This is a genomic window from Methylopila henanensis, from assembly GCF_042681025.1.
Classification (GTDB): domain Bacteria; phylum Pseudomonadota; class Alphaproteobacteria; order Rhizobiales; family Methylopilaceae; genus Methylopila; species Methylopila henanensis.
In genome coordinates this window covers 242,680-268,715 of record NZ_JBHUER010000008.1, presented here as the reverse complement: position 1 = coordinate 268,715, position 26,036 = coordinate 242,680, and the positions used below count along the sequence as shown (strand labels likewise).

The 26,036-nt window shown below is 68.0% G+C and carries 24 protein-coding genes; 11 read left to right on the top strand and 13 right to left on the bottom strand.

The genetic code is table 11. The features are described from left to right. Nucleotides 1-6 precede the first annotated feature (6 nt). Nucleotides 7-1,011 carry an NAD(P)H-quinone oxidoreductase gene (locus ACFSCV_RS11820; protein ID WP_378799784.1) on the bottom strand — a complete coding sequence of 335 codons (1,005 nt, stop codon included), beginning with the start codon at nucleotides 1,009-1,011 and terminating at the stop codon, nucleotides 7-9. Nucleotides 1,012-1,158: 147 nt separating this feature from the next. On the opposite strand from ACFSCV_RS11820, the gene ACFSCV_RS11815 reads away from it, so the two are divergent. The 4 genes from ACFSCV_RS11815 to ACFSCV_RS11800 all read left to right on the top strand — a co-directional run bounded on the left by ACFSCV_RS11815 (nucleotide 1,159) and on the right by ACFSCV_RS11800 (nucleotide 4,788). After that, a complete protein-coding gene (locus ACFSCV_RS11815) occupies nucleotides 1,159-2,535 on the top strand; it encodes a leucyl aminopeptidase family protein (RefSeq protein WP_378799783.1) in 1,377 nt (458 codons plus the stop codon). A 12-nt stretch (nucleotides 2,536-2,547) separates the two neighbouring features. Then, complete coding sequence (locus ACFSCV_RS11810; protein WP_378799782.1) at nucleotides 2,548-3,204, top strand: hypothetical protein; 657 nt, start codon at nucleotides 2,548-2,550, stop codon at nucleotides 3,202-3,204. A 99-nt stretch (nucleotides 3,205-3,303) separates the two neighbouring features. Next, nucleotides 3,304-3,894 carry a YqaA family protein gene (locus tag ACFSCV_RS11805; protein ID WP_378799781.1) on the top strand — a complete coding sequence of 197 codons (591 nt, stop codon included), beginning with the start codon at nucleotides 3,304-3,306 and terminating at the stop codon, nucleotides 3,892-3,894. A gap of 45 nt (nucleotides 3,895-3,939) precedes the next feature. Next, on the top strand, nucleotides 3,940-4,788 hold the full coding sequence (locus ACFSCV_RS11800) for a C40 family peptidase (RefSeq protein ID WP_378799780.1): 849 nt from the start codon (nucleotides 3,940-3,942) through the stop codon (nucleotides 4,786-4,788). Nucleotides 4,789-4,792: 4 nt separating this feature from the next. On the opposite strand, the gene ACFSCV_RS11795 is transcribed toward ACFSCV_RS11800, so the two are convergent. Both ACFSCV_RS11795 and trpS read right to left on the bottom strand, forming a co-directional pair. Next, a complete protein-coding gene (locus ACFSCV_RS11795) occupies nucleotides 4,793-5,290 on the bottom strand; it encodes a universal stress protein (protein WP_378799779.1) in 498 nt (165 codons plus the stop codon). A gap of 43 nt (nucleotides 5,291-5,333) precedes the next feature. Further along, nucleotides 5,334-6,371: a tryptophan--tRNA ligase gene (gene trpS / locus ACFSCV_RS11790; RefSeq protein ID WP_378799778.1), complete on the bottom strand. Its 1,038-nt coding sequence runs from the start codon at nucleotides 6,369-6,371 to the stop codon at nucleotides 5,334-5,336. 104 nt (nucleotides 6,372-6,475) lie between these two features. On the opposite strand from trpS, the gene ACFSCV_RS11785 reads away from it, so the two are divergent. Together ACFSCV_RS11785 and ACFSCV_RS11780 are read left to right on the top strand one after the other, a co-directional pair. Continuing rightward, on the top strand, nucleotides 6,476-7,477 hold the full coding sequence (locus tag ACFSCV_RS11785) for an adenosine kinase (protein WP_378799777.1): 1,002 nt from the start codon (nucleotides 6,476-6,478) through the stop codon (nucleotides 7,475-7,477). Between the two features lie 685 nt (nucleotides 7,478-8,162). Further along, nucleotides 8,163-8,381, top strand: coding sequence for a pyridoxamine 5'-phosphate oxidase family protein (locus ACFSCV_RS11780; protein ID WP_378799776.1), 219 nt, complete (start codon nucleotides 8,163-8,165; stop codon nucleotides 8,379-8,381). Nucleotides 8,382-8,557: 176 nt separating this feature from the next. Here ACFSCV_RS11780 and ACFSCV_RS11775 read toward each other — a convergent pair whose 3' ends face one another. From ACFSCV_RS11775 to ACFSCV_RS11745, 7 genes are all read right to left on the bottom strand, one after another. Further along, nucleotides 8,558-10,990, bottom strand: coding sequence for an SIR2 family protein (locus tag ACFSCV_RS11775; RefSeq protein WP_378799775.1), 2,433 nt, complete (start codon nucleotides 10,988-10,990; stop codon nucleotides 8,558-8,560). A 118-nt stretch (nucleotides 10,991-11,108) separates the two neighbouring features. Further along, a complete protein-coding gene (locus ACFSCV_RS11770; RefSeq protein ID WP_378799774.1) occupies nucleotides 11,109-12,782 on the bottom strand; it encodes an electron transfer flavoprotein-ubiquinone oxidoreductase in 1,674 nt (557 codons plus the stop codon). 149 nt (nucleotides 12,783-12,931) lie between these two features. Further along, entirely contained in the window at nucleotides 12,932-14,011 is a 1,080-nt protein-coding gene (locus ACFSCV_RS11765; RefSeq protein WP_378799773.1) for a methyl-accepting chemotaxis protein, read from the bottom strand. Between the two features lie 112 nt (nucleotides 14,012-14,123). Beyond that, a complete protein-coding gene (locus ACFSCV_RS11760) occupies nucleotides 14,124-15,029 on the bottom strand; it encodes a phosphatidate cytidylyltransferase (protein ID WP_378799934.1) in 906 nt (301 codons plus the stop codon). A 20-nt stretch (nucleotides 15,030-15,049) separates the two neighbouring features. Then, nucleotides 15,050-15,676, bottom strand: a complete 627-nt coding sequence (locus tag ACFSCV_RS11755) for a lysophospholipid acyltransferase family protein (protein WP_378799772.1) — start codon at nucleotides 15,674-15,676, stop codon at nucleotides 15,050-15,052. After that, nucleotides 15,673-16,317 carry a CDP-alcohol phosphatidyltransferase family protein gene (locus ACFSCV_RS11750; RefSeq protein ID WP_378799771.1) on the bottom strand — a complete coding sequence of 215 codons (645 nt, stop codon included), beginning with the start codon at nucleotides 16,315-16,317 and terminating at the stop codon, nucleotides 15,673-15,675. Before ACFSCV_RS11750 ends, ACFSCV_RS11755 begins: the two co-directional genes overlap by 4 nt. Nucleotides 16,318-16,354: 37 nt before the next feature. Continuing rightward, the gene (locus ACFSCV_RS11745) at nucleotides 16,355-17,266 is read right to left on the bottom strand and encodes a LysR substrate-binding domain-containing protein (protein WP_378799770.1); all 912 of its coding nucleotides are present in this window, start codon (nucleotides 17,264-17,266) and stop codon (nucleotides 16,355-16,357) included. 143 nt (nucleotides 17,267-17,409) lie between these two features. On the opposite strand from ACFSCV_RS11745, the gene ACFSCV_RS11740 reads away from it, so the two are divergent. From ACFSCV_RS11740 to ACFSCV_RS11730, 3 genes are read left to right on the top strand one after another with little or no spacing between them, the layout of a single operon-like run. Beyond that, on the top strand, nucleotides 17,410-17,727 hold the full coding sequence (locus ACFSCV_RS11740; protein ID WP_378799769.1) for a DMT family transporter: 318 nt from the start codon (nucleotides 17,410-17,412) through the stop codon (nucleotides 17,725-17,727). Nucleotides 17,728-17,741: 14 nt separating this feature from the next. Continuing rightward, a complete protein-coding gene (locus ACFSCV_RS11735; RefSeq protein ID WP_378799768.1) occupies nucleotides 17,742-18,404 on the top strand; it encodes an FMN-dependent NADH-azoreductase in 663 nt (220 codons plus the stop codon). Between the two features lie 58 nt (nucleotides 18,405-18,462). Further along, nucleotides 18,463-19,299, top strand: a complete 837-nt coding sequence (locus tag ACFSCV_RS11730) for a uracil-DNA glycosylase (RefSeq protein WP_378799767.1) — start codon at nucleotides 18,463-18,465, stop codon at nucleotides 19,297-19,299. A gap of 30 nt (nucleotides 19,300-19,329) precedes the next feature. Here the strand turns inward: ACFSCV_RS11730 and cydB are convergent, their stop codons facing one another. The 3 genes from cydB to ACFSCV_RS11715 all read right to left on the bottom strand — a co-directional run bounded on the left by cydB (nucleotide 19,330) and on the right by ACFSCV_RS11715 (nucleotide 23,840). Further along, on the bottom strand, nucleotides 19,330-20,349 hold the full coding sequence (cydB, locus tag ACFSCV_RS11725) for a cytochrome d ubiquinol oxidase subunit II (RefSeq protein WP_378799766.1): 1,020 nt from the start codon (nucleotides 20,347-20,349) through the stop codon (nucleotides 19,330-19,332). A 13-nt stretch (nucleotides 20,350-20,362) separates the two neighbouring features. Further along, nucleotides 20,363-21,766, bottom strand: coding sequence for a cytochrome ubiquinol oxidase subunit I (locus tag ACFSCV_RS11720; protein ID WP_378799765.1), 1,404 nt, complete (start codon nucleotides 21,764-21,766; stop codon nucleotides 20,363-20,365). Between the two features lie 163 nt (nucleotides 21,767-21,929). Continuing rightward, a complete protein-coding gene (locus ACFSCV_RS11715) occupies nucleotides 21,930-23,840 on the bottom strand; it encodes a methyltransferase domain-containing protein (protein WP_378799764.1) in 1,911 nt (636 codons plus the stop codon). 152 nt (nucleotides 23,841-23,992) lie between these two features. Here ACFSCV_RS11715 and ypfJ point away from each other — a divergent pair, with 152 nt between their 5' ends. Together ypfJ and ACFSCV_RS11705 are read left to right on the top strand one after the other, a co-directional pair. Continuing rightward, nucleotides 23,993-24,898 (top strand): KPN_02809 family neutral zinc metallopeptidase, encoded by a 906-nt coding sequence (ypfJ, locus tag ACFSCV_RS11710; protein WP_378799763.1) that lies wholly within the window; start codon nucleotides 23,993-23,995, stop codon nucleotides 24,896-24,898. A 289-nt stretch (nucleotides 24,899-25,187) separates the two neighbouring features. After that, the gene (locus ACFSCV_RS11705; RefSeq protein WP_378799762.1) at nucleotides 25,188-25,646 is read left to right on the top strand and encodes a pseudoazurin; all 459 of its coding nucleotides are present in this window, start codon (nucleotides 25,188-25,190) and stop codon (nucleotides 25,644-25,646) included. The last annotated feature ends 390 nt before the right edge of the window (nucleotides 25,647-26,036 follow it).

Below are 26,036 nucleotides of genomic sequence, written 5' to 3'. Positions count from 1 at the left end.
CTGCGGTCAGGCCTTCCCCGTCGTCAGCATGATCTTGCCCATGTGGGAGCTCGCCTCCATCAGCGCGTGCGCCTCGGCCGCCCGCTCCAGCGGAAAGGTCGCGTGCACGACGGGCTTGATCCGGCCGTCCTCGATCAGCGGCCAGACCTCGCGCTTCAGCACCTCGGCGATGGCGGCCTTCTGCGCGGTCGGCCGGGCCCGCAGCGTCGAGCCGGTGACGGTGAGGCGCTTCAGCATGATGGGGGTGAGGTCGATCTGCACCTTCGGCCCCTGCATGAAGGCGATCTGCACCAGCACGCCGTCCGGCGCCAGCGACCTGATGTTCCGCGCCGTGTAGTCGCCGCCGACCATGTCGAGGATGACGTTCACGCCCTTGCCGCCGGTCGCCTCCTTGACGATCTCGACGAAGTCCTGCGCGCGGTAGTCGATCCCCTTCGCGCCGAGCGTCTCGCAGAAGGCGACCTTCTCCGGGCCGCCGGCGGTTGCGAACACGGTCGCCCCGCGGGCTCGCGCGAGTTGGATCGCGGTCACGCCGATGCCGCTGGTGCCGCCATGGACGAGGAAGCTCTGGCCCTCCTTCAGGCCTGCGCGCTCGAACACGTTCGACCACACGGTCATGAAGGTCTCGGGCAGCGCGGCCGCCTCGACGAGCGACAGGCCTTTTGGAACCGGCAGGCAGTTGGACGCGTGGGCGACCGCGTACTCGGCGTAGCCGCCGCCGGCGATCAGCGCGCAGACCTCGTCGCCGACCTTCAGCGCGTCGACGCCGGCGCCCAGCGCCGCGACCCGGCCCGCCACTTCGAGCCCGAGAGTCTCCGGCGCGCCGGGAGGCGGCGGGTACATGCCCTTGCGCTGCATGACGTCCGGCCGGTTCACTCCCGCCGCCGCGACCTCGATCAGCACCTCGCTGTCCTTGGGTTCGGGCAGGGGACCGCGGGCGGGCTTGAGCACGTCCGGCGCTCCGGCGCCGTCGGCGCGGACGAAGGCCATGTCGGAAGGCAGGCTGGTCATCGGGACGTTCATCCTCGTTGTGCGGACGGGGGGCATGGTTTGGCGCGCCCGCCGCGACGGGGCAAGCCTCGCATTCCCAGACAGTGTCCCCGGCGGGCGCAAAATATGCGAATAGGGCGCGGGTCCCGATCCGACGCTGGAGCGCTCATGTCCACCATCTTCGCCGCCGCTTCCGAGGCTTCGACGCCGATCTGGCTGACGCCGGCCGGCGAGCCGCTGCCGGAGGCAGCGCGCGCTTGGGCCGCGGCGACCGGCTTCGAGCCGGGGCCGGGCAAGATCCTCGTCACGCCGACCGCGGAGGGCGGGCTCGCCGGCGTGGTGTTCGTCGTGGAGGCGACGGACGCCCGCGACCGCGATCCCTTTCTCGCCGGCAAGCTCGTCGGCGCGCTTCCCGAGGGGACTTATCGTTTCGAAGGCGCGGCTGGCGACGCGCGGCTGGCGGCGCTCGCCATCGGGCTCGGACAGTACCGTTTCCGGCGTTACGGCAAGCCAGCGCCCGAGGCGATCCGGCTGGTCCCGCCCCAGGGCGTCGACGTGGGCGAGGTCGAGCGCACCGTCGCGGCGGTCGCCCGCGGCCGCGATCTCGTCAACACGCCGGCGAACGATCTCGGCCCTGCCGAACTCGAAGCCGCGATCCGCGCGCTCGGCGAGCGCCATGGCGCGTCCGTGACCTCGATCGTCGGCGACGACCTGCTGGCGGCCAACTTCCCGCTCGTCCATGCGGTCGGCCGCGCCGCCGCGGCCCATCGCGGCCCCCGCGTCGTCGATCTCGTCTGGGGGCCGGAAGACGGGCCGAAGATCACGCTCGTCGGCAAGGGCGTGGTGTTCGACACCGGCGGACTGAACATCAAGCCCGACGCCTCCATGCTGCTGATGAAGAAGGACATGGGCGGCTCGGCGGCCATGATCGCGGCGGCCGACATGGTGATGGGCGCGAAGCTGCCGGTGCGGCTGCGGCTCATCGTCGGCGCGGTCGAGAACGCGATCTCGGGCGACGCGTTCCGGCCGGGCGACGTCATCCCGAGCCGCAAAGGCCTGAACGTCGAGATCGGCAACACCGACGCGGAGGGTCGCCTCGTGCTCGCCGACGCGCTCGCGCTCGCCGACGAGGAGGCGCCCGAGCTGATCGTCGACGCCGCGACGCTGACCGGCGCCGCCCGCGTCGCGCTCGGCCCGGAGCTGCCGCCGCTCTATTGCGACGACGACGCCTTCGCGGCCGAGCTTCTGGCCCATGCGGCCGCCGAACGGGACCCGCTCTGGCGCATGCCGCTCTGGAACCCGTATGACGACCTGCTGTCGTCCAAGATCGCCGACGTGAACCATATCTCGGGCGGCGCCTTCGCCGGCTCCATCACGGCGGCGCTGTTTCTGCGCCGCTTCGTCGGCCGCGCCAGGACCTGGGCCCATCTCGACGTGTTCGCGTGGAACCCTTCGGCGAAGCCGGGGCGGCCGGAAGGCGGCGAGATCCAGGGCGCCCGCGCGCTCACGGCGCTGCTCGCCGCGCGCTACGGTCGCGCAGGCTGAGGGGCGGAGCCGATGCCAAGCTTCCGTGGGACCTACCAGGGCTTTCCGCTCGACCTGCCTGTCGAGGCGGCGGCCGTCTCGCTGCGTGGAGGCCTCGGCCGCTGGCCGGGCCAGACGCCGAGAGAGACCGTAAACCTTGTGATCAGCGTGCAATCGCCCAGGTTCTTCTTCAACCCCAACAATGCGGACACCGCGACTGTCGACGACGACGATGTGGCGAGCTGGCTCAGTCCGCACCTGCTGACCGAATGGCTCGATCTTCCCGCGAAGGCCTTCCCGAATAGCAGTTTTCGCGACCTCGACGGGCTGCGGGTGGACTTTGCAGGCCTCGGTACGCTGAACGCCCTGACGAAGGAGGACTGGTTCGAAACGCCGGGCCTTGTAACCTTCTACGGACAGGAAGGCTTCCGCTCGGCGCGGATCGCGCTCGATCATCGGAGCGGGGGCGTGTTCGCCGTCAAGGCCGAGGGAGAGACCGAGCTTGGCTCGCGCTTCGACGTCGCGTTCGAGGCGCCGCTGTCGATCGACCTTGCGGCCCACCGCGGCCATAGCGCGGACGAGATCTTGGCGTGGCTCGGCGGCTTCGTCGACGTCGACGACTTTGACCTGGCCACGAAGACGCACGACGATTCCGTCTACGTGTCCGGCGCCGTCAAGGCGCGGAGCTGAACGTTTCCCGCCTTCACGAAGGCGTTGGAGCGACGTTTCGGGGCGGACGGGCGGCGTCCGCATCGGCCATAACCCTCGCGCAAACAGGCGCGGGGTACGATGCTCAAACGGGTTTACGACTGGTCGCTGAGGATGGCCCGCCATCGGCACGCCGAACGGGCGCTCGCCGCGCTGTGCTTCGCGGAGAGCTCGTTCATCCCCGCGCTGCCGGAGGTGATGCTGCTGCCGATGATCCTCGCCGAACGGGCGAAGGCGTGGCGCTACGCGGCGATCTGCACGATCTCCTCGGTGATCGGCGGCGTCGCCGGCTACCTCATCGGCTACTTCCTGTTTGAGGCCGTCGGCCAGCCGATCCTGAACCTCTACGGCATGACCGGCGACTTCGAGCAGATCGCCGGCAAGTACAACGAGTACGGCTGGCTGATGGTGCTGATCGGAGGCGGGATCACGCCGATCCCGTACAAGGTGATCACCATCGCGAGCGGCCTCACCCAGCTCGACTTCGTCACCTTCGTGGCGGCCAGCGTCGTCGCCCGCGGCGTGCGCTTCTTCCTGCCCTGCGCGCTGCTCTACAAGTTCGGGCCGCAGGCCAAGCGCCTGATGGACACGCGGCTGAACCAGGTGTTCTGGGTCTCGCTTGTCCTGGTCGTGCTCGGCTTCGTCGCGGCGCCTTACCTGTTCAAGGGATGACCGCGGCGACGCGCCGTTGACGAATTCCGGCTAGACTTCCGCGCGATGACAACGCCGTTCGACCGTCGCCTCACGCCCGCCCGTCCTGACGTCGCCGCCGCCCATCTGCGCGGGCAGGTGGAGGCGTTGCGCCTCGTCGAGGGCGAGCGCCGCCGCGTCGCGGTCGGCCACGCCGGCCTTCGCCGCGCGCCCCAGCCGGACGCCTCGCTCGAGACCGAGGCGCTGTTCGGCGAGGAGGTCGTCGTCTACGACGAGCTCGAGGGATGGGCCTGGGCGCAGCTCTCGGGCGACGGCTATGTCGGCTACATGCCCTCGGCCGCGCTCAGCGCCGAGCTCGGCTCAGGCCCGACGCACCGCGTCGCGGCGCTGCGGACGCTGCTGTTTCCCGAGCCCTCGATCAAGGTTCCGCCGCTCGACGCGCTCTCGACCGGCGCGCGGCTGAACGTCGTCGCGAGCGAAGGTCGGTTCGCGACCCTCGACACCGGCGCCTTCGCGATCGCCCGCCATCTCGCCCCGCTCGACGCCGTCGAGACGGACGCGGCGGCGGTCGCCGAGCGCTTCATCGGCGCGCCCTATCTCTGGGGCGGCCGCACCAGCCTTGGACTCGACTGCTCCGGCCTGGTCCAGACCGCGCTCGCCGCCTGCGGCGTCGCCGCGCCGCGCGACGCCGACATGCAGGAGCGCGCGGTCGGCCGTCCGATCGAACTCGCCGAGGCCCGCCGCGGCGACCTGCTGTTCTGGAAGGGCCATGTGGCGATGCTGCGCGACGAACGCACGCTGGTGCACGCCAACGCCTTCCACATGGCGACGGCGCTCGAGCCGCTCGACGCCGCGCTCGCGCGCATCCTCGCGAGCGATGGGCCGGTGACGAGCGTGCGGCGTCCGGTCGGATAGAAGGTCAGGCGAGGGCGTCGATTTCCGCGTCGCTGAGATGGCCGGGCACCACTGCGACGGGGATCGGGAAGGTCGCGGCCCATTTTCCCACGATCGAGGCCACCAGCGGGCCGGGACCTTCCGCGCCGACGCCGGCGGCGAGCACCAGCAGGGCGATGTCCTCGTCCTCGTTGATGAAGGCGACCAGCTCGTCGCTGCGCTGGCCTTCGCGCACCACCTGCTCGGCCTCGACGCCGGAGACGTCCCGGGCGCGGTCCGCGACGCGGGCGAGGTGGGCGCGCGCCGTCGCCTCGGCCTCCTGCCGCATCACGTCGCCGACGCCGAACCAGTGCTGGAACTCGCCCGGCGTCACCACAGAGAGCAGCGCGAGCGCGGCGCCGACGCGGCCGGCGCGGCGTGCCGCGAAATAGACCGCGCGGTCGCATTCCTCGGTGTCGTCCACGACGACGAGGAACTTCGGCCGGTGGCCGGCCTCGTAGGAGCGGCGGGGCGCTGCGGTCATGGCGCGAGGATGCGCGAGGCGGGGCCTCGCCGCAATCCGCCGTTCAGCGCCGGACGAAGCCGACGATGTCCTTGACGTGCGTCATGGTCTCGGCCGCGATCGCCTCGGCGCGGGCCGCGCCGTCGCCCAGCACGCGGTCGATGTGGCCGGGATCGGCCACGAGCCGCTTCATCTCGGCGTTGATCGGCCCGAGCTTCGACACCGTCAGGTCGACGAGCGCCTGCTTGAAGGCCGAGAACTGCGCGCCGCCGAAGGCGTTCAGCACCGACGCGGCGTCGCCGTCCGAGAGCGCGGCATAGATGCCGACGAGATTGTCCGCCTCGGGCCGCGCCTTCAGCTCCTCGACGCTTTCCGGCAGGGGTAACGGGTCGGTCTTGGCCTTGCGGATCTTGGCCGCGATCTGGTCGGCGTCGTCGGTCAGGTTGATGCGCGAGGCGTCCGACGGGTCGGACTTCGACATCTTCTTCGCGCCGTCGCGCAAGGACATGACGCGGGTCGCCGGGCCCGCGATCAGCGGCTCCGGCTGCGGGAAGAACTTCTCCGCGAGCCCGTTCGCCGCGATCGAGGCCGCGAAGTCGTTGTTGAACTTCTGCGCGATGTCGCGGGCGAGCTCCAGATGCTGCTTCTGGTCCTCGCCGACCGGCACGTGGGTCGCGCGGTAGACCAGGATGTCGGCGGCCATCAGGTTGGGATAGGCGTAGAGACCGACGCTCGCGTTCTCGCGGTCCTTGCCGGCCTTCTCCTTGAACTGGGTCATGCGGTTCAGCCAGCCGAGGCGGGCGACGCAGTTCAGCACCCAGGCGAGCTCGGCGTGCTGCGGCACCTGGCTCTGGTTGAAGACGATGTGCTTGGAGCCGTCGACGCCGGCCGCGAGGAAGGCCGCCGCGACCTCGCGGATCGAACGCTTCAGCTCGACCGGATCCTGCCAGACGGTGATCGCGTGCAGGTCGACGACGCAGTAGATGCAGTCGAAGCCGTTCTGCAGCTCCACGAAGCGCTTGATCGCGCCGAGATAGTTGCCGAGGTGGAGATTGCCGGTCGGCTGGACGCCGGAGAACACCCGCTGGGACACGCTCGCCATCTCGCATTTGCCTCGTGAACGAGGCCGCGTTATGGCCTCCGGAGGTCCCCTGCGCAAGGCCCGCTCCCGCCCCGCGCGCGCGCCCCGATCGGAGAGCTTTCCGCATGTCTGAAGCGAAGTACGACGTCCTCGGCATCGGCAACGCGATCGTCGACGTGATCGCCCGGACCGAGGACGACTTCCTCGTCGCCGAGAGCCTGGTGAAGGGCTCCATGGCGCTGATCGACGAGGCCCGCGCGGAGACGCTCTACGGCCGCATGGGGCCGGCGATCGAGGCCTCCGGGGGCTCGGCCGCCAACACGCTCGCGGGCCTCGGCTCGCTCGGCGGGCGGGCCGCCTTCATCGGCAAGGTCAAGGCCGACCCGCTCGGCGAGGTGTTCGGCCACGACATCCGGGCGATCGGCGTCGACTTCCCGACCGCGGCCGCGGCCGGCGGCGCGGCCACCGCCCGCTGCTTCATCCTGGTGACGCCGGACGGCGAGCGCACCATGTCGACCTTCCTCGGCGCGGCGCAGGCGCTCGGCCCCGACGACATCGACGCCGCGACCGTCGAGGCCGCGAGCGTCACCTATCTCGAGGGCTACCTCTGGGACCCGCCCGCGGCCAAGGAGGCGTTCCGCAAGGCCGCGGAGATCGCCCACGCCGCCGGCCGGCAGGTCGCGCTGTCGCTGTCGGACTCGTTCTGCGTCGACCGCTACCGGCCCGAGTTCCTCGAGCTGATCCGCGGCGGCACCGTCGACCTGCTGTTCGCCAACGACAGCGAGCTCAAGTCGCTCTACGAGACCGGCGACATCGAGGCCGCGCTGCAGGCGGTCGCGGCCGACGCCAAGCTCGCCGCCGTCACGCTCGGCGCCGAGGGCTGCGTGGTGCTCGCGGACGGCGAGCGCGTGGCGGTCCCCGCCGCCCCGGTCGACGGCGCGATCGTCGACAAGACCGGCGCCGGCGACCTGTTCGCGGCCGGCTTCCTGTTCGGCCATGTGCGCGGCCTCGGCCTCAAGCGCTCCGCCGAGCTCGGCGCCCTCGCCGCGGCCGAGGTCATCTCCCATGTGGGCGCCCGCCCGCTGGTCGAACTCCGCCAGCTCGCCTCCGACCGCGGCCTGATCTGAGGCCTTTCACTCTCCGTCATCCTCGGGCTTGACCCGAGGATCCATCGGCGCGGACGCGGCCGTGCGAGGGATGGATGGCCGGGTCAAGCCCGGCCATGATGGCTGAGCGTGAGACGAGCGCGCGCGTCTCCGCCGTCGCGGGAGCGAAAGCCTCCGGCGGCGGGCGGGTGCTGGCGGTCAAAACGCTGGTTCGGCACGCAGGCTCGAGGTCGGAGGAGGCGCGGAACGCCGGGCCACCGAATGCTCTGTAGTTCAGAATGCCGGTCGCCCGGCGTTCCACGCGCGACGGTTTCGCATCGGACGGAAAGCGGCTCTCCGGCGTCGAAGACGGTCTGAGCCCAAGGGCTTCGAGACCGTCTCCGGCCTTATGGCGCCTCTGCATAGGCGCGGCCCCGTCATAGTGCAGGGCGGGTCGCTCACGCCCGGCGCGAACCTCCGTCCGAGGGGATTTGAACCTCCCCCAGACCGGCGTAGCGCGCCGAACGTTCCGTCCGACGTCCCGGGGGCGCGGCTTCCGGTAGAGCCGAACCCGCAGGCGCCGCCCCTGTCCCCGCATGGCCGGCCGGTCCGGACACGCCTCCCGTGACGGGGAAGGGTCTTGGAACCCTGCGCGCGGATGGCGGGAATGTCAAGGAATATGTTCCTTGGACCGCTGCGCGAGCCGCCTCCGTCGTCATGCCCGGGCTTGACCCGGGCATCCATCGGCCTGCGCCCGTTCTTCTCCTGCTTTGAAGGCGAAGCCGAGCTGATCCGCGACCGCGCCGCCTTCGCGGCGCACTGGACCAAGGACATCGACCGCTGGTTCCCGAACGGGATCGACACGCCCGGGATCGTGCTGATCAAGGTGCGCGCAGAGCGCATCCACTGGTGGGACGGCGAGGACGAGGGCGAGATCGTTGTTTAGTGAGCACCGCCGCCACCGATGATCGTTGCGATGTCCGCGATCTGATTACACATCTTGTATTCATGTCCTTCACAGGGAGCTGAGCTGAAGAGCTATAGCGTCGACACGTCGGCAGTGGCAGCGTTCTCCGCCTTCCACATTCTGGAGAGCCCGGCGGGAGATAAAGCCTGCCGACGTCACAACAGATTTTCGTCGACCTTCTCCAGCAAAGTCGACGTTTCGCGAATTAGTATCTCTACGTCAGTACTAAATTCTTTATGTGTTTGTCTCCAATATAGGGCGCGCTCTCTAATTTCTTCCGCCTCCTGTACAAATTGCCTCTGCTGATTTTCATTCCAACATCTGTAGTGTTTTGCTGCTATGTCAGTGTAGTAACGTCCGGTCTTGAATGGATAATGTCGGTTCTCTTCTAAGAATATTTGCTTCTTAAGCCGCTCGTTCGCCTGGACGAAAGTCGTGAAGGCCTCCTTATGATCATTAGTCTCGATAGCCTTTCTCATCTGAAAACGAGAAAAGTAATTGTCGATTTTAACGAGATTCGGCCTCGTCTTCGCCTTCTCCCGCGCATAAGCGTTCGAGAAAGCCGTCTCCGCAATACCCAATCGGTCGTGTATCGTTGCCGCAATCCCAACCTGCAGCCAATAATCCGAATTATTCCGCGTATTACCAAATACTCGGATGTCTTCATAATATTGCAATATCGAATCAGCTTTCTTAGTACCGGAGAACACCGGCTCTATGGAGCCATACCGTGTGAGTGCGATCCTCAGAGACACAAATTCAGGATCTGCGTCTCCCGCACGCGATGCACGCTCGTAAAGGTCGACTAGACTTTCTTTGACCAAACTGTCATCTGATACCGTACTTAGGATGTGCGCGCTGAGGAGACCTGCTCGGGGGAATATTGTGTCACCTTGCATGCTGAGAAAATGCTGTACCTGTTCGTGATAGGCTCGCATGGTTTGTCTAACCCATTGGCCGTCGAAAACAGTTTGCCAGTCGTTCAGCGAAAATCTAAAACCAAGAACATTTACTATGAATGACGACACAAAAAGCTTCAAAACTCTTTTGTCTTTTCGAAGAGGGTTTAGCAAAAGTCGAATTTCGTTCTGTACTTTTTCAGATTTAATGATCTCGATTAGAAGCTTATAGAGCGAACTCTCGAGTTTGGTGCTTATGAAAGCTCGGCGAGCGCTCTCGCCAGCCCCGGATCGATCGCCCCAAAAACCACCGAAGTTTACTAAAGCCTCAAAGGCTGGAACATCGCTCGCCTCTATACGATCGAGCGTCACCTCAAAAGTCGGGCCAAGATGAGGTGTCTGATCAACAAAGTCGGAAATTAAATCATGAGTTACGCTTCGTTCAGTCAGAATAACTCTATGATTCATTGGCCTAGAGGCAACATATTCTCTTACTTCTTCTCTTAGGGAGTAGTAATTTTCAAATATAACTACGATTTTGTCCGCTATTCTTGAGATTTTCCGCAACTCATCGTTGAGCGTTCTGCCTTTTGTTGCGTAGAAAACCCGATAGCCATTATCTATGAAATGAGATGTTAGATTAAGGACACTCACAGTCTTCCCTGACGCGAGCTCACCAGTGTAAAGGACGTCCCGCCACGGTCCAACTCGTACGGCTTCCATTGCGTTCGCATCTTGCTTTCGTACGACGGTAAAGCGTTGAGATCCGAAAACAGGTGTCTTGAGCAAAATTTCGTGCTCAGGCAGGCGCCCGTAAACCAACTGAGAAGTCAGTTTCTCGACGTTGGTTGAACCTATTGGCTGCGCAGCATCAACAGTAATCTCTGAGAGACATAGAAAAGCCGTAGAAAACCGAACACTTTGATAATCTGAGCTTACAAGATCAACGGTCTGTGAAAGTTCATCAAAACCCCCAGGACAAAGGGTGCCGTAGTCCGATAGCGCCGACGTCTCAAGTTCATCGGCATCAGGGGATATGAAGAAAAATGTCTTCCGCGTGAGGCTGTCGTCTACAATAAGTGCGCGTTGAATGTCCAAATCAGCAAGGCTGTAACCCACAAATATGATCGCGCGTGCCGCTCTAAGGTCTCGGAGGAAAAATTTGAACCACTCCGAGTCACGAAGGCGCGATGTGCCATAGGCATAATCCGTGAGGACAAGCCTCTGCTGAAGTGTCGCTGGAGACACATCTCCTACATAACCATTAAGATGCACAACCGATCCAGGGCCCGCATTACCAATCTCGTTATCCAGCGTGATACTGGATACGGGTCTATGACCTTTCAATGCTTCCTCAATGACGTTATCGTAGTTCGTTGTATAAATTCGGCGCCAAGGCAACAAATAAAGACGTGATAGCCGCTCATCTACAACGCCGCAGTTCAGGTGTTTTTTTAGTAAATCAACAACAAAATCAACGCCCTTTTTGCGAACAACATGGCCAGCAACTCTTTCTAGAGGGTGCGGCGAGCCCGTTCCTTCAGATTGTTCAAGCAAAAGATCGACGAGCGAGCGTCCATCGGGAATGACCGAGCCCGACTTGTTCTTTGATAAGAACGAGACCCCCGCGCCCACGAACAAAACTGCGTTTCCATCCAGTGCGCACCGAACAGCATCGTCGATTTCCACATCCGGTCTCCTAAATGGAAGCGTTCGTCTGCTGTATTTACCTCTACACAGCTGCACGAACAGACGCTGTGCGGAGAGCTGAAGGCGCGACGTTTATCGTGCAATGCGCAGAAACTAATCACATCCCCGAATAATTCGGCCCGCCGCCCCCCTCGGGCGCGACCCACACAATATTCTGATTCGGGTCCTTGATGTCGCAGGTCTTGCAGTGCACGCAGTTCTGCGCGTTGATCTGGTAGCGGGGGCCTGAGGCGCCGTCCTCCACCCATTCGTAGACGCCGGCCGGGCAGTAGCGCTGGCTGAGGCCGGCATAAACGTCGTGTTCCGAGGACTTCTGGAGGGACAGGTCCTTCACCTTGAGGTGCGGCGGCTGGTCCTCCTCGTGGTTGGTGCTCGACAGGAACACCGACGAGAGCTTGTCGAAGGTCAGCACGCCGTCCGGCTTGGGGTAGGCGATCTTCTCGAACTCCTTGGCCGGCCTGGTGGCGGCGTAGTCCGGCTTGCCGTGGGGCAGGGTGCCGAACAGGCGGATTCCGAACTGCTCCGCCCACATGGCGAGGCCGCCCAGCACGACGCCGACGCGGGTGCCGAACTTCGACCACAGCGGCTTGACGTTGCGGACCGGCTTCAGGTCGCGGCCGATGGCGCTGTCGCGCCAGGCGGCGTCGTAACCCGCGAGCTCGTCCTGCGCGCGGCCGGCTTTCAGGGCTTCCGCCACGTGCTCGGCGCAGAGCTTTCCCGACAGCACCGCGTTGTGGCTGCCCTTGATGCGGGGCACGTTGACGAAGCCGGCCGCGCAGCCCACCAGCGCGCCGCCGGGGAAGCTAAGCTTCGGCACCGACTGGAAGCCGCCCTCTGTGATGGCGCGCGCGCCGTAGGAGAGGCGCTTTCCGCCCGCGAAGGCGTCGCGGATCGCGGGATGGGTCTTGAAGCGCTGGAACTCGTCGAAGGGCGAGAGGTAGGGATTTTCGTAGTTGAGGTGCACCACGAAGCCGACGGCGACGAGGTTGTCGCCGAAATGGTAGAGGAACGAGCCGCCGCCGGTCCTGTCGTCGAGCGGCCAGCCGAAGGAGTGCTGCACCAGGCCGGGCTGGTGCTTTTCCGGCGCCACCTGCCACAGCTCCTTCAGGCCGATGCCGTATTTCTGGGGCTCGGCGTTCTCGTCGAGCTTGAAGCGGGCGATGAGCTGCTTGGAGAGCTGGCCGCGGGCGCCTTCCGCGAAGATCACGTATTTGCCGCGCAGCTCCATGCCGCGGGTGTAGTTCGGGCCGGGCTCGCCGTCCTTCCCCACGCCCATGTCGCCGGTCGCGACGCCCGTGACGGCGCCGGCCGCGTCGAACAGGATCTCATTGGCGGCGAAGCCGGGATAGATCTCGACCCCGAGCGCTTCGGCCTGCTGGCCCAGCCAGCGCGTGACGTCGCCGAGCGAGACGACGAAGGCGCCGTGGTTCGACAGGATTTTTGGCATGCCGAAGTTCGGCAGCCGGAACGAGCCTTTTTCCGTGAGGTAGAGGAAGCGGTCGTCGGCGACGGGCGTCCGGGTGAAGGCGCTCTCGTCGGCGCGCCAGTCCGGCAGCAGCGCGTCGAGGCCGATCGGATCGACCACCGCGCCGGAGAGTATGTGGGCGCCGACCTCGGAGCCCTTCTCCAGCACCACGACGGTGAGCTCGGGGTCGATCTGCTTCAGGCGGATCGCGACGCTGAGGCCGGCCGGGCCGCCGCCGACCACGACGACGTCGTAGTCCATGCCTTCCCGCTCGGGCAGCTCCGCCGAAGCCGTGGTGTCGGTCATGATCCGCGAAACTCCCTCGACAAATCCTGTTGCGCTGCGAAGCACGTTGGAACGGTTCGCATTTTAGCGCGCCCGAGGCTATCGGGAGGATCGTCGAAGACGAGCAATTCGTTTATCCGACCTGCGGATAGTTCGCGTCGACCGGGCGCTTACGCGGCCGATCGATGCGCTGCGGCGCCGCGCTCCTGATGGTGCTCGATCACGCCGTACCAGCCGAGCCCGCGATAGGTCTCGTAGCCGGGCGTCAGGTGATAGGCGATCAGCCGGCCGTTCTGCGTCCGGTAGGCGCCGGAGGGGCCGGCGGCGGTTTCGAGCGGAAACATCTCCTGCAGCGCGCCCCGGCCGTCGGAGGAGGCGATGACGCGGCCGCGGGCGTCCAGCAGCAGCACGCGGCTGTTCGCGGCCTCGGCCGGCGCCAGCCGTACGCCCCGCACCACGGCGCGGGCCTGGGGCTCCCAGTCGAAATGGATCGCGAGCAGGCCAAGCGGGCGGCCGTGGGCGTCGCCGTTCTCGCGCACCTGCGCCACGTAGGTCGCGACCTGCGCGCCTTCGAGGCCGGCCGAGCGCTCGATGTCGGCGGCCACGAACTCGTCGCCGGAGGCGAGGTTGCGGCCCGCGGCGAACCAGCGCTCCGACGACACGTCCCGCCCGATCACGCCGGGGAAGCGGTCGGGGCGGCCGTTGGCGATCACCTTGCCCGAAAGATCGCAGAGCCACAGGTCGATATAGACCGTGTAGGACGACAGGATCACGCCCAGCCGGCGGGAGGCGTGGGCGGCGTTCTCGGGTGTGGGCGCCAGCGCGCAGTCCACCATCGCCGAATCCGTCGCCCACCAGCGCACGTCGCAGGTGCGCTCATAAAGGTTGCGGTCGATGATCTCGACGGCGTTGAGCGCGAGGTCGGTGTAGCGCTCGGCCTGCGCCTCCGCCGACAGCGCGGCGACCGCCTGCCGCAGATTCTCGGCCCGCGCGCCGACGTCCTCGCCGAGCCCCGCCGCCAGACGCTCGATCTCGGCGGCGACCTCCTTGACCTCCTGCGCCACCACCGAGAAGCCGGCGCCCTTGTCTCCGGCGTGGGCCGCCTCGATCAGCGCGTTCAGGGCCAGGAGGCGCATGCGCCCGGTGATGCCGCGAATGGCCGCGATGTTCGCCCAGGCCGCGTCCTTGAGCGTGTCCGCCGCGCCGCCGACGATCTGCGCCAGCGAACGGTCGCCCGCCTGCTCCGTCATGTCATCCGCCCCGATCAAGAAGTCCCGCGGGCGCACGTTGGCGGAGCGATGATTATCGGCTGATTAAAAGGGCGTGATTAAAAAACAGGCTGAGACGAAAGGTCTCGTTCTGTCACGGCGTGAACCAGTAGCGGGTGAGGTGGAAGAACACGGGGGCGGCGAAGATGATGCTGTCGACCCGGTCGAGCACGCCGCCGTGGCCGGCGATGACGTAGCCCCAGTCCTTGGCGCCGAGGTCGCGCTTCACCGCAGAGAGCACGAAGCCGCCGAAGAAGCCGGCCACCACGATGACGAGGCTCATGCCCGCCGCCTGCAGCGCGGTGAAGGGCGTCAGCCCGTGCAGCGCCACGCCGATCAGCACCGCCGTCGCCCAGCCGCCGATGAGCCCCTCGACCGTCTTGGACGGGCTGACGTTCGGCGAGAACCGGGTGCGGCCGACGAGCTTGCCGAAGACGTATTGCGCGACGTCGGAAAGCTGCGCCACCACCACGAGGTAGAGCACCAGCAGGGCGGGGTCGGCGCCGGTGTCGAGCATCATCAGCGCCGGCGCGTGGCTCAGCATGTAGACGGTCAGCATCAGCCCCCACTGCACCCGGGCCTGGCGCGCGAGGAAGTCGGTCACGTCGCCGGCGAGCGTGGAGACCGCGGGCAGGGCGAGGAAGCAGTAGACCGGGATGAACACCGCGAAGAGGCCGTACCAGCTTGTGCCCAGCAGCAGGTAATGGATCGGCAGCGCGACGAAGAACGACAGGAACAGCGCGCGGTGGTCGCCGGCGCGCGAGGGGGCGAGCGTCCAGAACTCGCGCAGCGCCATGAAGGACAGGCCGGCGAACAGCAGGGTGGTGGCCACGGGGCCGAGCGCGAGCGCGGCTCCGAACACCACCGCCATCACCCACCAGGAGCGGGTGCGGGCGTTGAGGTTCGCGATCGTGGCGCGACCTTCCGGAGTGGTCGCGCGCCGCTCCAGCGTGCGGCCGACCACGGTCGCGACCGTGAGGATCGCGATGACGCCGACGATGACCCAGCCGAACGCGCCGCTCACGCCGCGCCTCCGTTGCGCGGGCGCGCGAGGCCTGCGACCGCGGCCCGCGCGCGCTCGAGAAACGCCGCCTTCGGTTCGCCGGGGATCTGGGTGAGCGGCGCGCCGAAGCGGGCGGTGCAGGTGATCGGCACGATCAGGAACGAGCCCTTCGGCATGACGCGGGCGAGGTTTTCGAGGTGCACGGGGATGAGCTCGGCGTCCGGATAGGCCTCGGCCAGCCGGTGCAGCCCGCTGCGGAAGGGCGCGATCTCCTCGCCGGCGCCGCGGGTGCCCTCAGGGAAGATCAGCACGCTGTCGCGCCGGTCGAGCACGGCGTGGACCGGCGCGAGCGGGTCGCCGCCGCCGGAGCCGTCGCGGTCGATCAGCACAGCGCGCAAGGCGCCCTCGGCGATGAAGCGCCTGAACGCGGACGAGCCCCAGTAGTCGCGCGCGGCGACGGGATGGGTGCGCCGGCGCACCCCGAGCGGCAGCGCCGAGATGATGGCGAGGGTGTCGAAATGGCTGGTGTGGTTGGCGAAGTAGATCCGGCTGCGGGTTTCAGGCGCGGAGCCGATCCACTCGCCGCGCGCGCCGACGAGGATGCGCACGAGGATGACGAGAATCTGGCGGACGAGGTCGGTCATGCGCGGCGCAGTCCGTCGGCGATCGCGGCGGAGCGCGTCCAGCAGGTGACGAGGCTCCCCGCCGCGACGACCGCGATCGCGATCAGCAGCGACCAGCGCGTGTCGGAGACGGTCCACTCCACGCTCTGCGCCACGAGGCCGAGCGTCAGCGCCGCCATGCGCCGCTGTTTGGCCATCACGCCGTCGAAGCTCTGGGCGAGCCCGAGCGAACCGCCGAACACGCGCACATAGGCGGTTAGCGCGGCGAGAAGCGCGGCCGCCCAGCCGAGCCAGGGCAAGCCGGCGGCGTAGCCGACGGGCACGAGCAGCAATGTGTCGGCGACGCGGTCCGGGAACTCGTTGTAGATCGCCCCGACCGCCGATTTCTTGCCGCCCTCGACCGCGACCATGCCGTCCAGCAGGTTGCAGACGAGCCGGAGCTGGACGCAGACCGCCGCCGCGAGCCAGGCGAGCGGCGTCGCCCCGAGCGCGATCAGCGCGGCGCCGAAGCCTGCGAAAACCACCGAGGCGACCGAGATCTGGTTCGGCGTGACCGAGGAGGCCGCGAGCCGCCGCGACAGCGCGATCGCCCAGCCGGAGGACCTGCTTGCGATCGGCCGGCGGGCGGGCTCCCCGCCCGTCTTCAGCGCGTCCGGCTGCATCGTCCCCCCGTCGCCTCCCCGCGAAGCGCGGTCCGTTTTACAGCAAATCGGACGGCGGCTGTCGACCCGGCGCCACTTCCGCCTCGATCCAGCGGCGGAGCGCTGCGACGGCGGGGCGGTCCTCGGCGCCTTGCGGGCAGACGAAATCGTAGCTGAAGCCGCCGAGTTCGGGCCCGAAGGGCTGGGCCAGCACGCCGGAGGCGAGTTCGTCCGCGACGAGGGCGCGGCTGAGCAGCGCCGCGCCTTGGCCTGCGACGGCGGCCTGGATCGCGCTCGCCTCGTCGTTGAAGGCGACGCCGGACTCCCAGTCGACGCCGGAGACGCCGGCCGTCTCGCCCCACAGGCGCCAGGACGGCACGGTGCTCGCGCCGCTGACGCGCCAGTCGAAATGGATCAGCGCGACGCGCGCGAGGTCGGCCGGCGTGGCGAGGCCGAGCCGCGGACTCGCCAGCGGCGCGAACAGGTCCGTCATCAGCGGAAGGCTCGTGAGGCCGGGGCGCGGCGCGACGCCGTAGCGGATCGCGGCGTCGGCCTCGCCGCCGGCGAGATCGACCACGCTGTCGGCGGCGTGGAGGCGCAGGTCCCAGTCCGGGTTCAGGTCCCGGAACCGCGCGGCCTTCGGCACCAGCAGTTTGGCCGTGAAGGCGACGGTGGCGGAGAGAGTCGCGACCCGCCGCGAAGGCCGCCGGCGCGCGTCCTCGACCGCGTCGGCCATGGCGTCGAAGGCGCGGCGCAGCGGCGGCAGCAGCGCCTCGCCCTTCGGCGTCAGCGCGACCTGGCGCGGGCCCCGCTCGAAAAGCGCGACGCCGAGCCCGTCCTCGAGCTGGCGAATCTGGTGGCTGACCGCGGTCGGCGTCACGCCGAGCTCGGCCGCGGCGTCCTTGAAGCTCAGCCGGCGCGCGGCGGCCTCGAAGGCGCGGAGCGAGCCCAGCGGCGGCAGGCGGCGCATCGCGGCGTCTCCCTCATAATAGATGATTCAAATTCATTCATATCCTGAGAAATCGTCGTTTGTCGCCTCGGAAACCAGCGCCTAGCTCTCCGGCATGAAAAAACGACTGAGCCTGTCTCAGTCCAGTCACGGGAGTTCAGTCCATGGCCTGGGTGTTTCTCGGGATCGCGGCGGTGTTCGAGGTCATCTTCGCGCTCAGCATGAAATATGCGGACGGCTTCTCGAAGCTTGGTCCGACGCTCGTCACCGTCGTCGCGGTCGCCGGCGGCATCGGCTTCCTCACGCTCGCGCTGAAGACGCTGCCGGTCAGCGTCGCCTATCCGATCTGGACCGCGGTCGGCACGCTCGGCACGGTGGTGCTCGGCGTCGCGCTGCTGGGCGAGGCGCTGACGGCGGTCAAGGTGGTCTCCGCGCTCGCCATCGTCGGGGGCGTCGCCGGCCTGAAGCTCGCTTCGGCGTGACGGGGAGAGGAGCGATGTCGACCTTGCTCCACATCGACGCCAGCGGCCGCGCTACGCGCTCGCTCAGCCGGGCGCTGTCGCGCCGCTTCGTCGAGGGCTGGCTGGCGGCGCGGCCGGGCGACCGGGTGATCCGCCGCGACCTCGCCAAAGACCCGCCGCCGCTGATGTCGGAAGCGTGGATCGCCGCCGCCTTCGCCAAGCCGCAGGCGCGGGACGCCGCGGCCCGCGAGGCGCTGCGCTACTCCGACGCCGCCATCGACGAACTCGCCGCGGCGGACGTGATCGTGCTCGGCGCGCCGATGTACAATTACGGCATGCCGGCTGCGCTGAAGGCCTGGGTCGATCAGGTCGTGCGGGTCGGCCGCACCTTCTCCTTCGACCTCGCCCGCGGCGACCAGCCGATCGAGCCGATCCTTGCGGGCAAGCGTCTCGTGGTCCTGAGCGCGCGCGGCGAGTTCGGCTTCGGGGCCGGGGGCGAGCGCGCCGCGCGCAACCATCTCGACCCGCATCTTGCGACCGTCGCGCCCTATCTCGGCGTCGCGCCGGGCGCGATCCGGACGGTGGCGGTCGAATATCAGGAGTTCGGCGACGGTCGTTTCGCACGCTCGCGCGAGGAGGCCGAGCGGGCGGTCGACGCGCTCGCGGCCGAACTGGCGGGAACGGCTGTCGCCGCCTGAGCGCGCGACAGCGCGGGAGGCTGTCCATGCTCCCCGACAGCCTCTAGGGTGCGCGGCGATGGACCAACACTCGCCTCTTTCCCCCGACGACGCCCGCGCGCTGCTCGACTGGTACGCGGCGATGGGCGTCGACGTCGGGATCGAGGAGACGCCGCAGGACCGCTTCGCCGAGACCGCCGCGCGCAAGGCCGCCGCTCCGCCGCCCCGCGCGACGCAAAGTCCGCGCGCGCCCGCCGCCGAGCCCGCGCCGCTGCTGCGGCCGGGCCCTGCGGATGCTGCGCTCGGCTCCGCGGAGGAGACCGCCTCCGCCGCTCGCGCCGCGGCCGCCGGCGCCGAGACGCTGGACGAGCTCCGCGCCATTCTGGAGCGCTTCGACGGCTGCGCGCTCAAGGCGACCGCGAGCCGCACCGTGTTCGCGGACGGCACGCCGGGCGCGCGGGTGATGCTGGTGGGCGAGGCGCCGGGGCGCGAGGAGGACCTGTCCGGGCTGCCCTTCGTCGGTCGTTCCGGGCAGCTGCTCGACCGCATGCTGGCCGCGATCGGGCTCGACCGTTCGAGCGCCTACATCGCCAACGTGATCCCGTGGCGCCCGCCCGGCAACCGCACGCCGACGCCGCAGGAGACGGAGACCTGCCTGCCCTTCATCCGCCGGCAGATCGAGCTCGCGGAGCCCGACGTCCTGGTGGCGCTCGGCGGCGCCGCGGCGCAGACCCTGTTCCGCGCGAAGGAAGGCATTCTGAGGTTGCGCGGCCGCTGGCTCGATTACGACGCCGGCCCGCGCCGCATCAAGGCGATCGCGACCCTGCACCCGGCCTATCTGCTGCGCAGCCCCGCGCAGAAAAAGTTCGCCTGGCGCGACCTGAAGGCGATCCGCCGCGCGCTCGACGGGGAATGAGGCGGGAGGCCCCGCCGCGCCCCGCGAGACTCAGTGGTAGCCCTCGCCCTCGCGCACCTTGCCGCGGAACAGCCAGTACACGAACACCGTGTAGCCGATGATGATCGGGAACAGCACGATGGTGCCGGCCGCCATGAAGATCTGCGAGGCGGGGGCGGCGGCGGCGTCCCAGAAGGTCAGCGTCGGCGGCACCAGATAGGGCCAGACCGAGATCGCGAGGCCGAGGAAACCGAGGAAGAACAGCGCGATCGAGCCTAGGAACGGGCCGATTTCGCGCCCGTTCTCAAGCCCCTTCCACACGCCCCACGCGACCGCCGCGGTGACGAGCGGGATCGGCCACAGCAGGCCGATGTTGGGCCAGGAGAACCACCGCTCCCAGATCCGGTCGATCGCGAACGGGGTCCAGAGGCTGACCAGCGCCATGGCGACGAGCGTGGCCGCCAGCAGCGGAACGGCCTGCGCGCGGGAGCGGCGGGCGACCTCGCCATCGGTCTTCATGTTGAGCCAGGTGGCGCCGAGCAGCGCGTAGCCGAGCGTGACCCCCACGCCGCAGAGCAGCGAGAACGGCGTCAGCCAGTCGAGCGCGCCGCCGGCGAACTGCGCGCCGCGGCCGGGGACCACCTCCGTCTCGACGCCCTGCAGCAGCCCGCCGAGGATCAGCCCCTGGCAGAAGGCCGCGACAATCGAGCCGCCGGCGAAGGCGATGTTCCACACGCCCTTGTTCGGCTTCGCCACCCAGCGGAACTCGAACGACACGCCGCGGAAGATCAGCGCCAGCAGCATCACGATGACCGGCAGGTAGAGCGCCGGCATGATCACCGCGTAGGCCTTGGGGAAGGCCACCCACAGGCCGCCGCCGCCGAGCACCAGCCAGGTCTCGTTGCCGTCCCAGAACGGCGCGACCGTGTTCATCATCTGATCGCGCTCGTGCTCGTTCCTGGTGAACGGGAACAGGATCCCGATGCCGAGGTCGAAGCCGTCGAGCACCACATACATCGCGACGGCGGCGCCGATGATCAGGCCCCAGGCGAGCGGCAGGTACCATTCCATGGGCGGCGCTCCTTCAGCCTTGGGCCGGTTCGATCGCGCCGCGCGTGGCCTCTTCGGCCGCCGACAGCGGGCGGCTCGGCTGGCCGTGGCGCGGCGGGGCGGTGACGGTGGCGTCCGGGCCGCGGTTGATCAGCCGGTTGACGTAGAACACGCCCATCGAGAACACGACGCAGTAGACCACCACGAACAGCGCGAGCGAGATCGCGACGCTCGTCAGCGAGATCGGCGAGACCGCGTCGGCGGTGCGCAGCACGCCGTGCACCACCCAGGGCTGGCGGCCGACCTCCGTGGTGATCCAGCCCGACAGAATGGCGACGAAGCCGAGCGGCCACATCAGCGAGGCCGGCCACAGGAACCAGCGCGCCTCCCAGAGGCGCTCCTTCCACAGCAGCCAGGTTCCGACCACGCCGGTCGCGATGAACAGCATCCCGATCGCGACCATGATGCGGAAGCCGAAATAGGGCGCGAGCAGAGGCGGCCGGTCCTCCGGCGGGAAATCCTTCAGCCCCTTGATCTTGCCGTCCCAGTGGTGGGTCAGGATCAGGCTCGACAGGTTGGGGATTGCGAGCTCGAAGTCGGTGCGCTCGGTCGCGGCGTTCGGCCAGCCGAACAGCGACAGCGCCACCGGCTCCGAGCCGTCCCAGTGGCCCTCCATCGCCGCGATCTTGGCCGGCTGGTGCTCGAGCGTGTTGAGGCCGTGGGCGTCGCCGACCAGGGCCTGCAGCGGCGCCACCACAACGATCATGCCGACCGCCATGCGCACCATGGTGCGGGCGTCCTCGCCGAACCTGTTCGCGAGCAGGTAGCGGGCGCCGACCGCGAGAACCACCACCGCGGTGGTGAGATAGGCCGCGATCATCATGTGCGTGAAGCGATAGGGGAAGGACGGATTGAAGACGATCTGCAGCCAGTCGACCGGGTGGGCGACGCCGTCCTTCATCTCGAAGCCCGCCGGCGTGTGCATCCAGCTGTTGGCGGACAGGATCCAGAAGCCCGAGATCGCGGTTCCGACCGCGACCACGCAGGCCGAGGTGACGTGCAGCCAGGACGGAACCCGCGTCCAGCCGAACAGCATGATGCCGAGGAAGGTCGCCTCGAGGAAGAAGGCGGTCAGCACCTCGTAGCCGATCAACGGCCCGATAACGTTGCCGACGACCTCCGAGAACCGGCTCCAGTTGGTGCCGAACTGGTAGCTCAGCACGATGCCGGAGACGACGCCCATGGCGAAGGACACGGCGAAGACCTTGGTCCAGAACCGCGCCAGCCGGTGGTAGCGCTCCGCCCCCGTCTTCGACCACAGCAGCAGCAGCGTCGCGATGTAGGCCGAGGTGCCGATCGAGAACGCCGGGAACACGATGTGGAACGAGACCGTGAAGGCGAACTGAAGCCGCGCGAGAAAGGTGGCGTCGAAGTCCATCCGGCGTCTCCGGTTCAGTCGGCCGCGCGGCGCCGCGGCCTTCCGCGCCGACCATAGGGACGCCGCGCCGGCTTGGACAGGCCTCCCTTTGAACGGTTCGAAACCGCGGGCGCTCCCAGCCCGGAGCCGGCTTCGGCTCCCTAAGAGCAGCCGCGCGCGACGCTTAACCCCGGTAGATCTTGCGCTTCAGCCGGGCCAGAAACCCCTTGCGAGGCGCGGTTCTTGGCGTGGGCTGCGGCTTCGGGTCCGGCGCCGGCCGCGCGAGCGCCATCAGCCATTCGCCGCGCACGTCGTCGTCGGGCTCGGCCGGCGTGTGGATCGGCGCGCGATGGAGCTGGAAGTCCTCGCCGGCGGAGCGCACCACCGTCGCTCCGTAGCCAGCCTTCTTCAGCGTCGCCCTCAGCGACCGCGCGGAGAAGAAGCTGAGATTGGGGCTGTGGCGGGCGCGCTTGGCGTTCAGCCGGAGCAGCGAGGCGTTGCTGACCTTCAGCAGCAGCGCGCCGTCGGGCTTGAGCTTGGGGCGGGCCTCTTTCAGCTCCTCCAGAAGCTCCTTCGGCGGCAGCGATTCGAGCCAGCGGTCGGCGATCACGATGTCGACGGAGCCGGGCTCCACCTGCGACAGGCGCGAGACCGTCTCGACGCCGCCCGCGCGGGCGACCGCCGCGATCTCCGGATCGAACTCGACGCCGACCCGGCGCGCGCCGGCGAACTCCGCGAGCGCCGCGCCGTAGCCGCAGGCGATGTCGAGCACGGTGCGGCCGTCGAGATTCGCGGTCACGTCCGGCCAGGCGGCGGCGAAGGAATGGTCGGGACGAAACCGCGCGATGGCGGCCGGGTCTTCGAGCGCGCCCTCCGGCGCGGCTCTCCGGCGGAAGCGGGACAGGCCCAGCACCCGGTTCGGCACGAAGGCGAAGCCGCAGTCGGCGCAGCCGTGCACGGTCAGGTTGGCGAAGAATTCCTGATTGCCGGAGGGATAGTTGCTGGTGAGCGCAGGCTCGGAGGAGCCGCAGGCGGGGCACGCCTGCCGGTGGAACCGGATGAACGGGCGGGTCAGGGCCTCGCCCTTGATCCGTCCATCCGCCCGCGTGGCCGGCGGGGTCTCGAACACCACGTCCTCGGCCTCGGGCAGTTTCTCCACCGCCAGCGCCATCTTGAGCGAGGAGTAGAGATCCTGGCTCGCCGTCTCGTCGTCCTCGAAGAGATTGCGGCCCATGCTGGACAGCAGCAGGTCGTGCTCGTCGAGCTTCTCGATCGTTTCCGGTGGCAGGTCCTGGAACTTCAGGTCCACGCGGTGGAAGCGGAAGGCGCTGTAGTAGCGGTGCGAGTGGAAGTTATCGAGGCCGTAGCACAGGGCGAGCGTGATCTTGCCGCCCGAATACTTGTACTGGCCCGTGCGACTGAGCAGGCGCCGCTCCTCGGCGCTGCGGCGGGCGGTGGGCCAGCCGCGATGATAGAGCCGCTGGTCGAACAGCAGGGCGTCGCCCGGCTGGACCACCACGTTGACGGTGCGCCAGTCGTCGAGCCCATAGCCAAAGTCGGGCGCGTCGCCTTCCGCCAGCGTCACCGTCTCGCCTTTGTAGCGATGCACGTCCTCGACCGGGATCGGGTGCAGGTGGCTGCCGGGCACCACGCCGAGGCCGAAATCCGTGGCGTCGAGGTAGAGAATGCATTTGACGCAGGCGTAGGGCCCGTCGAACTCCTGCCAGTCCACCCCGCCGAACTTGCGGCTCGGGGAATCCCGGTGCCAGCCGAACACGTTGTGATTGATCTGGAAGTCCGAGGCCTGCAGGAACTTCGGCTGACCGCCGATCGAGGCCGCGACGAACTCCACCACCCGCGGGTCCCAGATGTAGTGGGTCACTTCGGGCACGTTGTTGGCGATGTCGTTGCGCAGGAACTTGAGCTGCTCGCCGAGATAGGTCTCCCGCAGCCGCGCGGAGAGCGCCTGCGTCTCGTCAGCGTCCAGAAGGCTGCGGCGCAGGCTGAAGCCGTTGGCTTTGAAATGGGCGTGCTGGTCGGGCGGGACGACGGGAAAGCTCGCCGAAGCCGGGACGGATGGCGCAGGATGGCTCATCTTGTGGTTGTTCCCCCCGTCGTCTGCTCGGAAGGTTCACATCCCGCTCTCGCCGCTGTCAACGAACGAACACCTCCGTCGGATTCCTCCCGTGTGCGCCGACGCGAAGCGCGCTAGTTTCCGGAACCGAGAGGGCGTTCCGAGGGCCGGCCATGCGTTGGGATGATTTCCGCCGAAGCGACAATGTCGACGACGAGCGCGGCGGCGGAGGAGGCGGAGGATTCCGGTTTCCCGGCGGCGGCGGAGGCGTCGGCATCGGCGGCCTGATCGTGGTGGGCTTGGTGTCCTGGGCGCTCGGCGTCGATCCGCGGCTGATCCTCGCGGGCCTCGAGACCATCCAGGGCGGCGGCGGGTCGGGCTATTCCCAGCAGGAGAGGCCGCAGGGCGATCCGAGCCAGCTTTCCGAGGAGGAGAAGCGCCAGGGCGAGTTCGTGCGCGCGGTGCTGGCCCAGACCGAGGATGTCTGGGACAAGCTGTTCCAGGATTCCGGCAAGCGCTATGAGCGCCCGCGCCTGACGCTCTTTTCCGGCCGCACCAGCACCGCCTGCGGCATGGGCAGCGCCGCCATGGGGCCGTTCTACTGCCCCGGCGACCAGCGCGTGTATCTCGACACCGAGTTCTTCGACGAGCTGTCGCGCAAGTTCCGCTCGCCCGGCGAGTTCGCCCGCGCCTACGTCATCGCCCACGAGATCGGGCATCACGTGCAGAACGAGCTCGGCATCATGAAAATGGCCAACGACCGCCGCCGGCAGGCGCGTTCGGAGGAGGAGGCCAACGCCATCTCGGTCCGGATCGAGCTGCAGGCGGACTGTTTCGCCGGCGTCTGGGGCTACTGGGCGAACAAGCGCTTCAACGTGATCGAGCCCGGCGACGTCGAGGGCGCGCTGAAGGCGGCGACCGCGATCGGCGACGACACGCTGCAGCGGCGCTCCGGCGGCGAGGTCGTGCCCGACAGCTTCACCCACGGCTCCTCCGCCCAGCGGGTGCAATGGTTCCGCACCGGGCTCACGACCGGCGACCCGCGCCAGTGCAACACCTTCGCCGCCCAGCGGCTGTGAGCGCCGCCGCGGCGTACTGACGCGAAGGCCTGCGGCCGCGGAGCAAGCGCTCGCTCCTCAGCCGCGTCGGCGCGCGCTTAAGTCCCCGTCCTGCAAAAGATGCTTCGCCTGCCTTGGTGTTATTAAAATTCTGGAAGTAAGAACTTCTTATAAGCGAATTATGTGTTAGCTATTTGGCGTTGAAATCTGTCACGAGAACGTTATTACTCGCGTCCGGCGGACGGGAATACGTCTCGCCTCCAAGGATCGACCGGCTGTCGACTGGTCGCCGTGCTGTAGGAGAGGACGCATGCTGAAAGGCCTTATGGTCGCCGCCGCTTCGCTGATCATCATGGTCGCGGGCGCCGAAGCCGCCGAGATCGAGGTGAAGATGCTGAACCAGGGCGCCGAAGGGCGCATGGTGTTCGAGCCGTCCTTCATCAAGGCGAACCCGGGCGACGTCATCAAGTTCGTCGCCACCGACCCAAGCCACAACGCTGAGAGCATTCCCGGCTTCATCCCCGAGGGCGCCGAGGCGTTCAAGGGCGAGTTCTCGAAGGACATCTCGGTCACCGTCGACAAGGAAGGCGTCTACGGCGTGAAGTGCCTGCCGCATCTCGGCATGGGCATGGTCGCGCTGATCGCGGTGGGCTCCAATTACCCGAACCTCGAGGCCGCCAAGAGCGTGAAGTTCACCGGCGTCGCGAAAAAGAAGTTCGAGGCGCTGCTGAAGAAGGCGGAAGAGTCGAAGAGCGCCGCCCTCCGCTAAGGCGGCGGGACGTCAGACGCGCGCGGCGACGAGCCGCGCGCCGCGGCGTCCGAGATCGGCGACCGCGCCCGCGGCGAGCGCCGCGAACCACGCGATCACGGCACCCAGCCATTCGAGCAGCAGCTCGGTCAGGCGCGTCGTGGCGCGGAAGGCCCTTAGGCTGGCGCGTCCCACCAGCTCGGCGACCGCGCGCGAGCGCGCTCCAAACCGGCGCGCGAACGGCGCCAGGTCGGCGAGATCGTCGCCCGAACGCACGAAGCGCATCAGCCGCACGGTCTCCGCGGCCCCCGCCGCCGCGCTCGCGGCCTTGAAGTCCGCGCCGGTGGCGGCGAGGGCGCGCAGATCGAGCGCGCCGCCGCCCGCCCGGGTCGCGCGAGCCGCCGCCCCGCC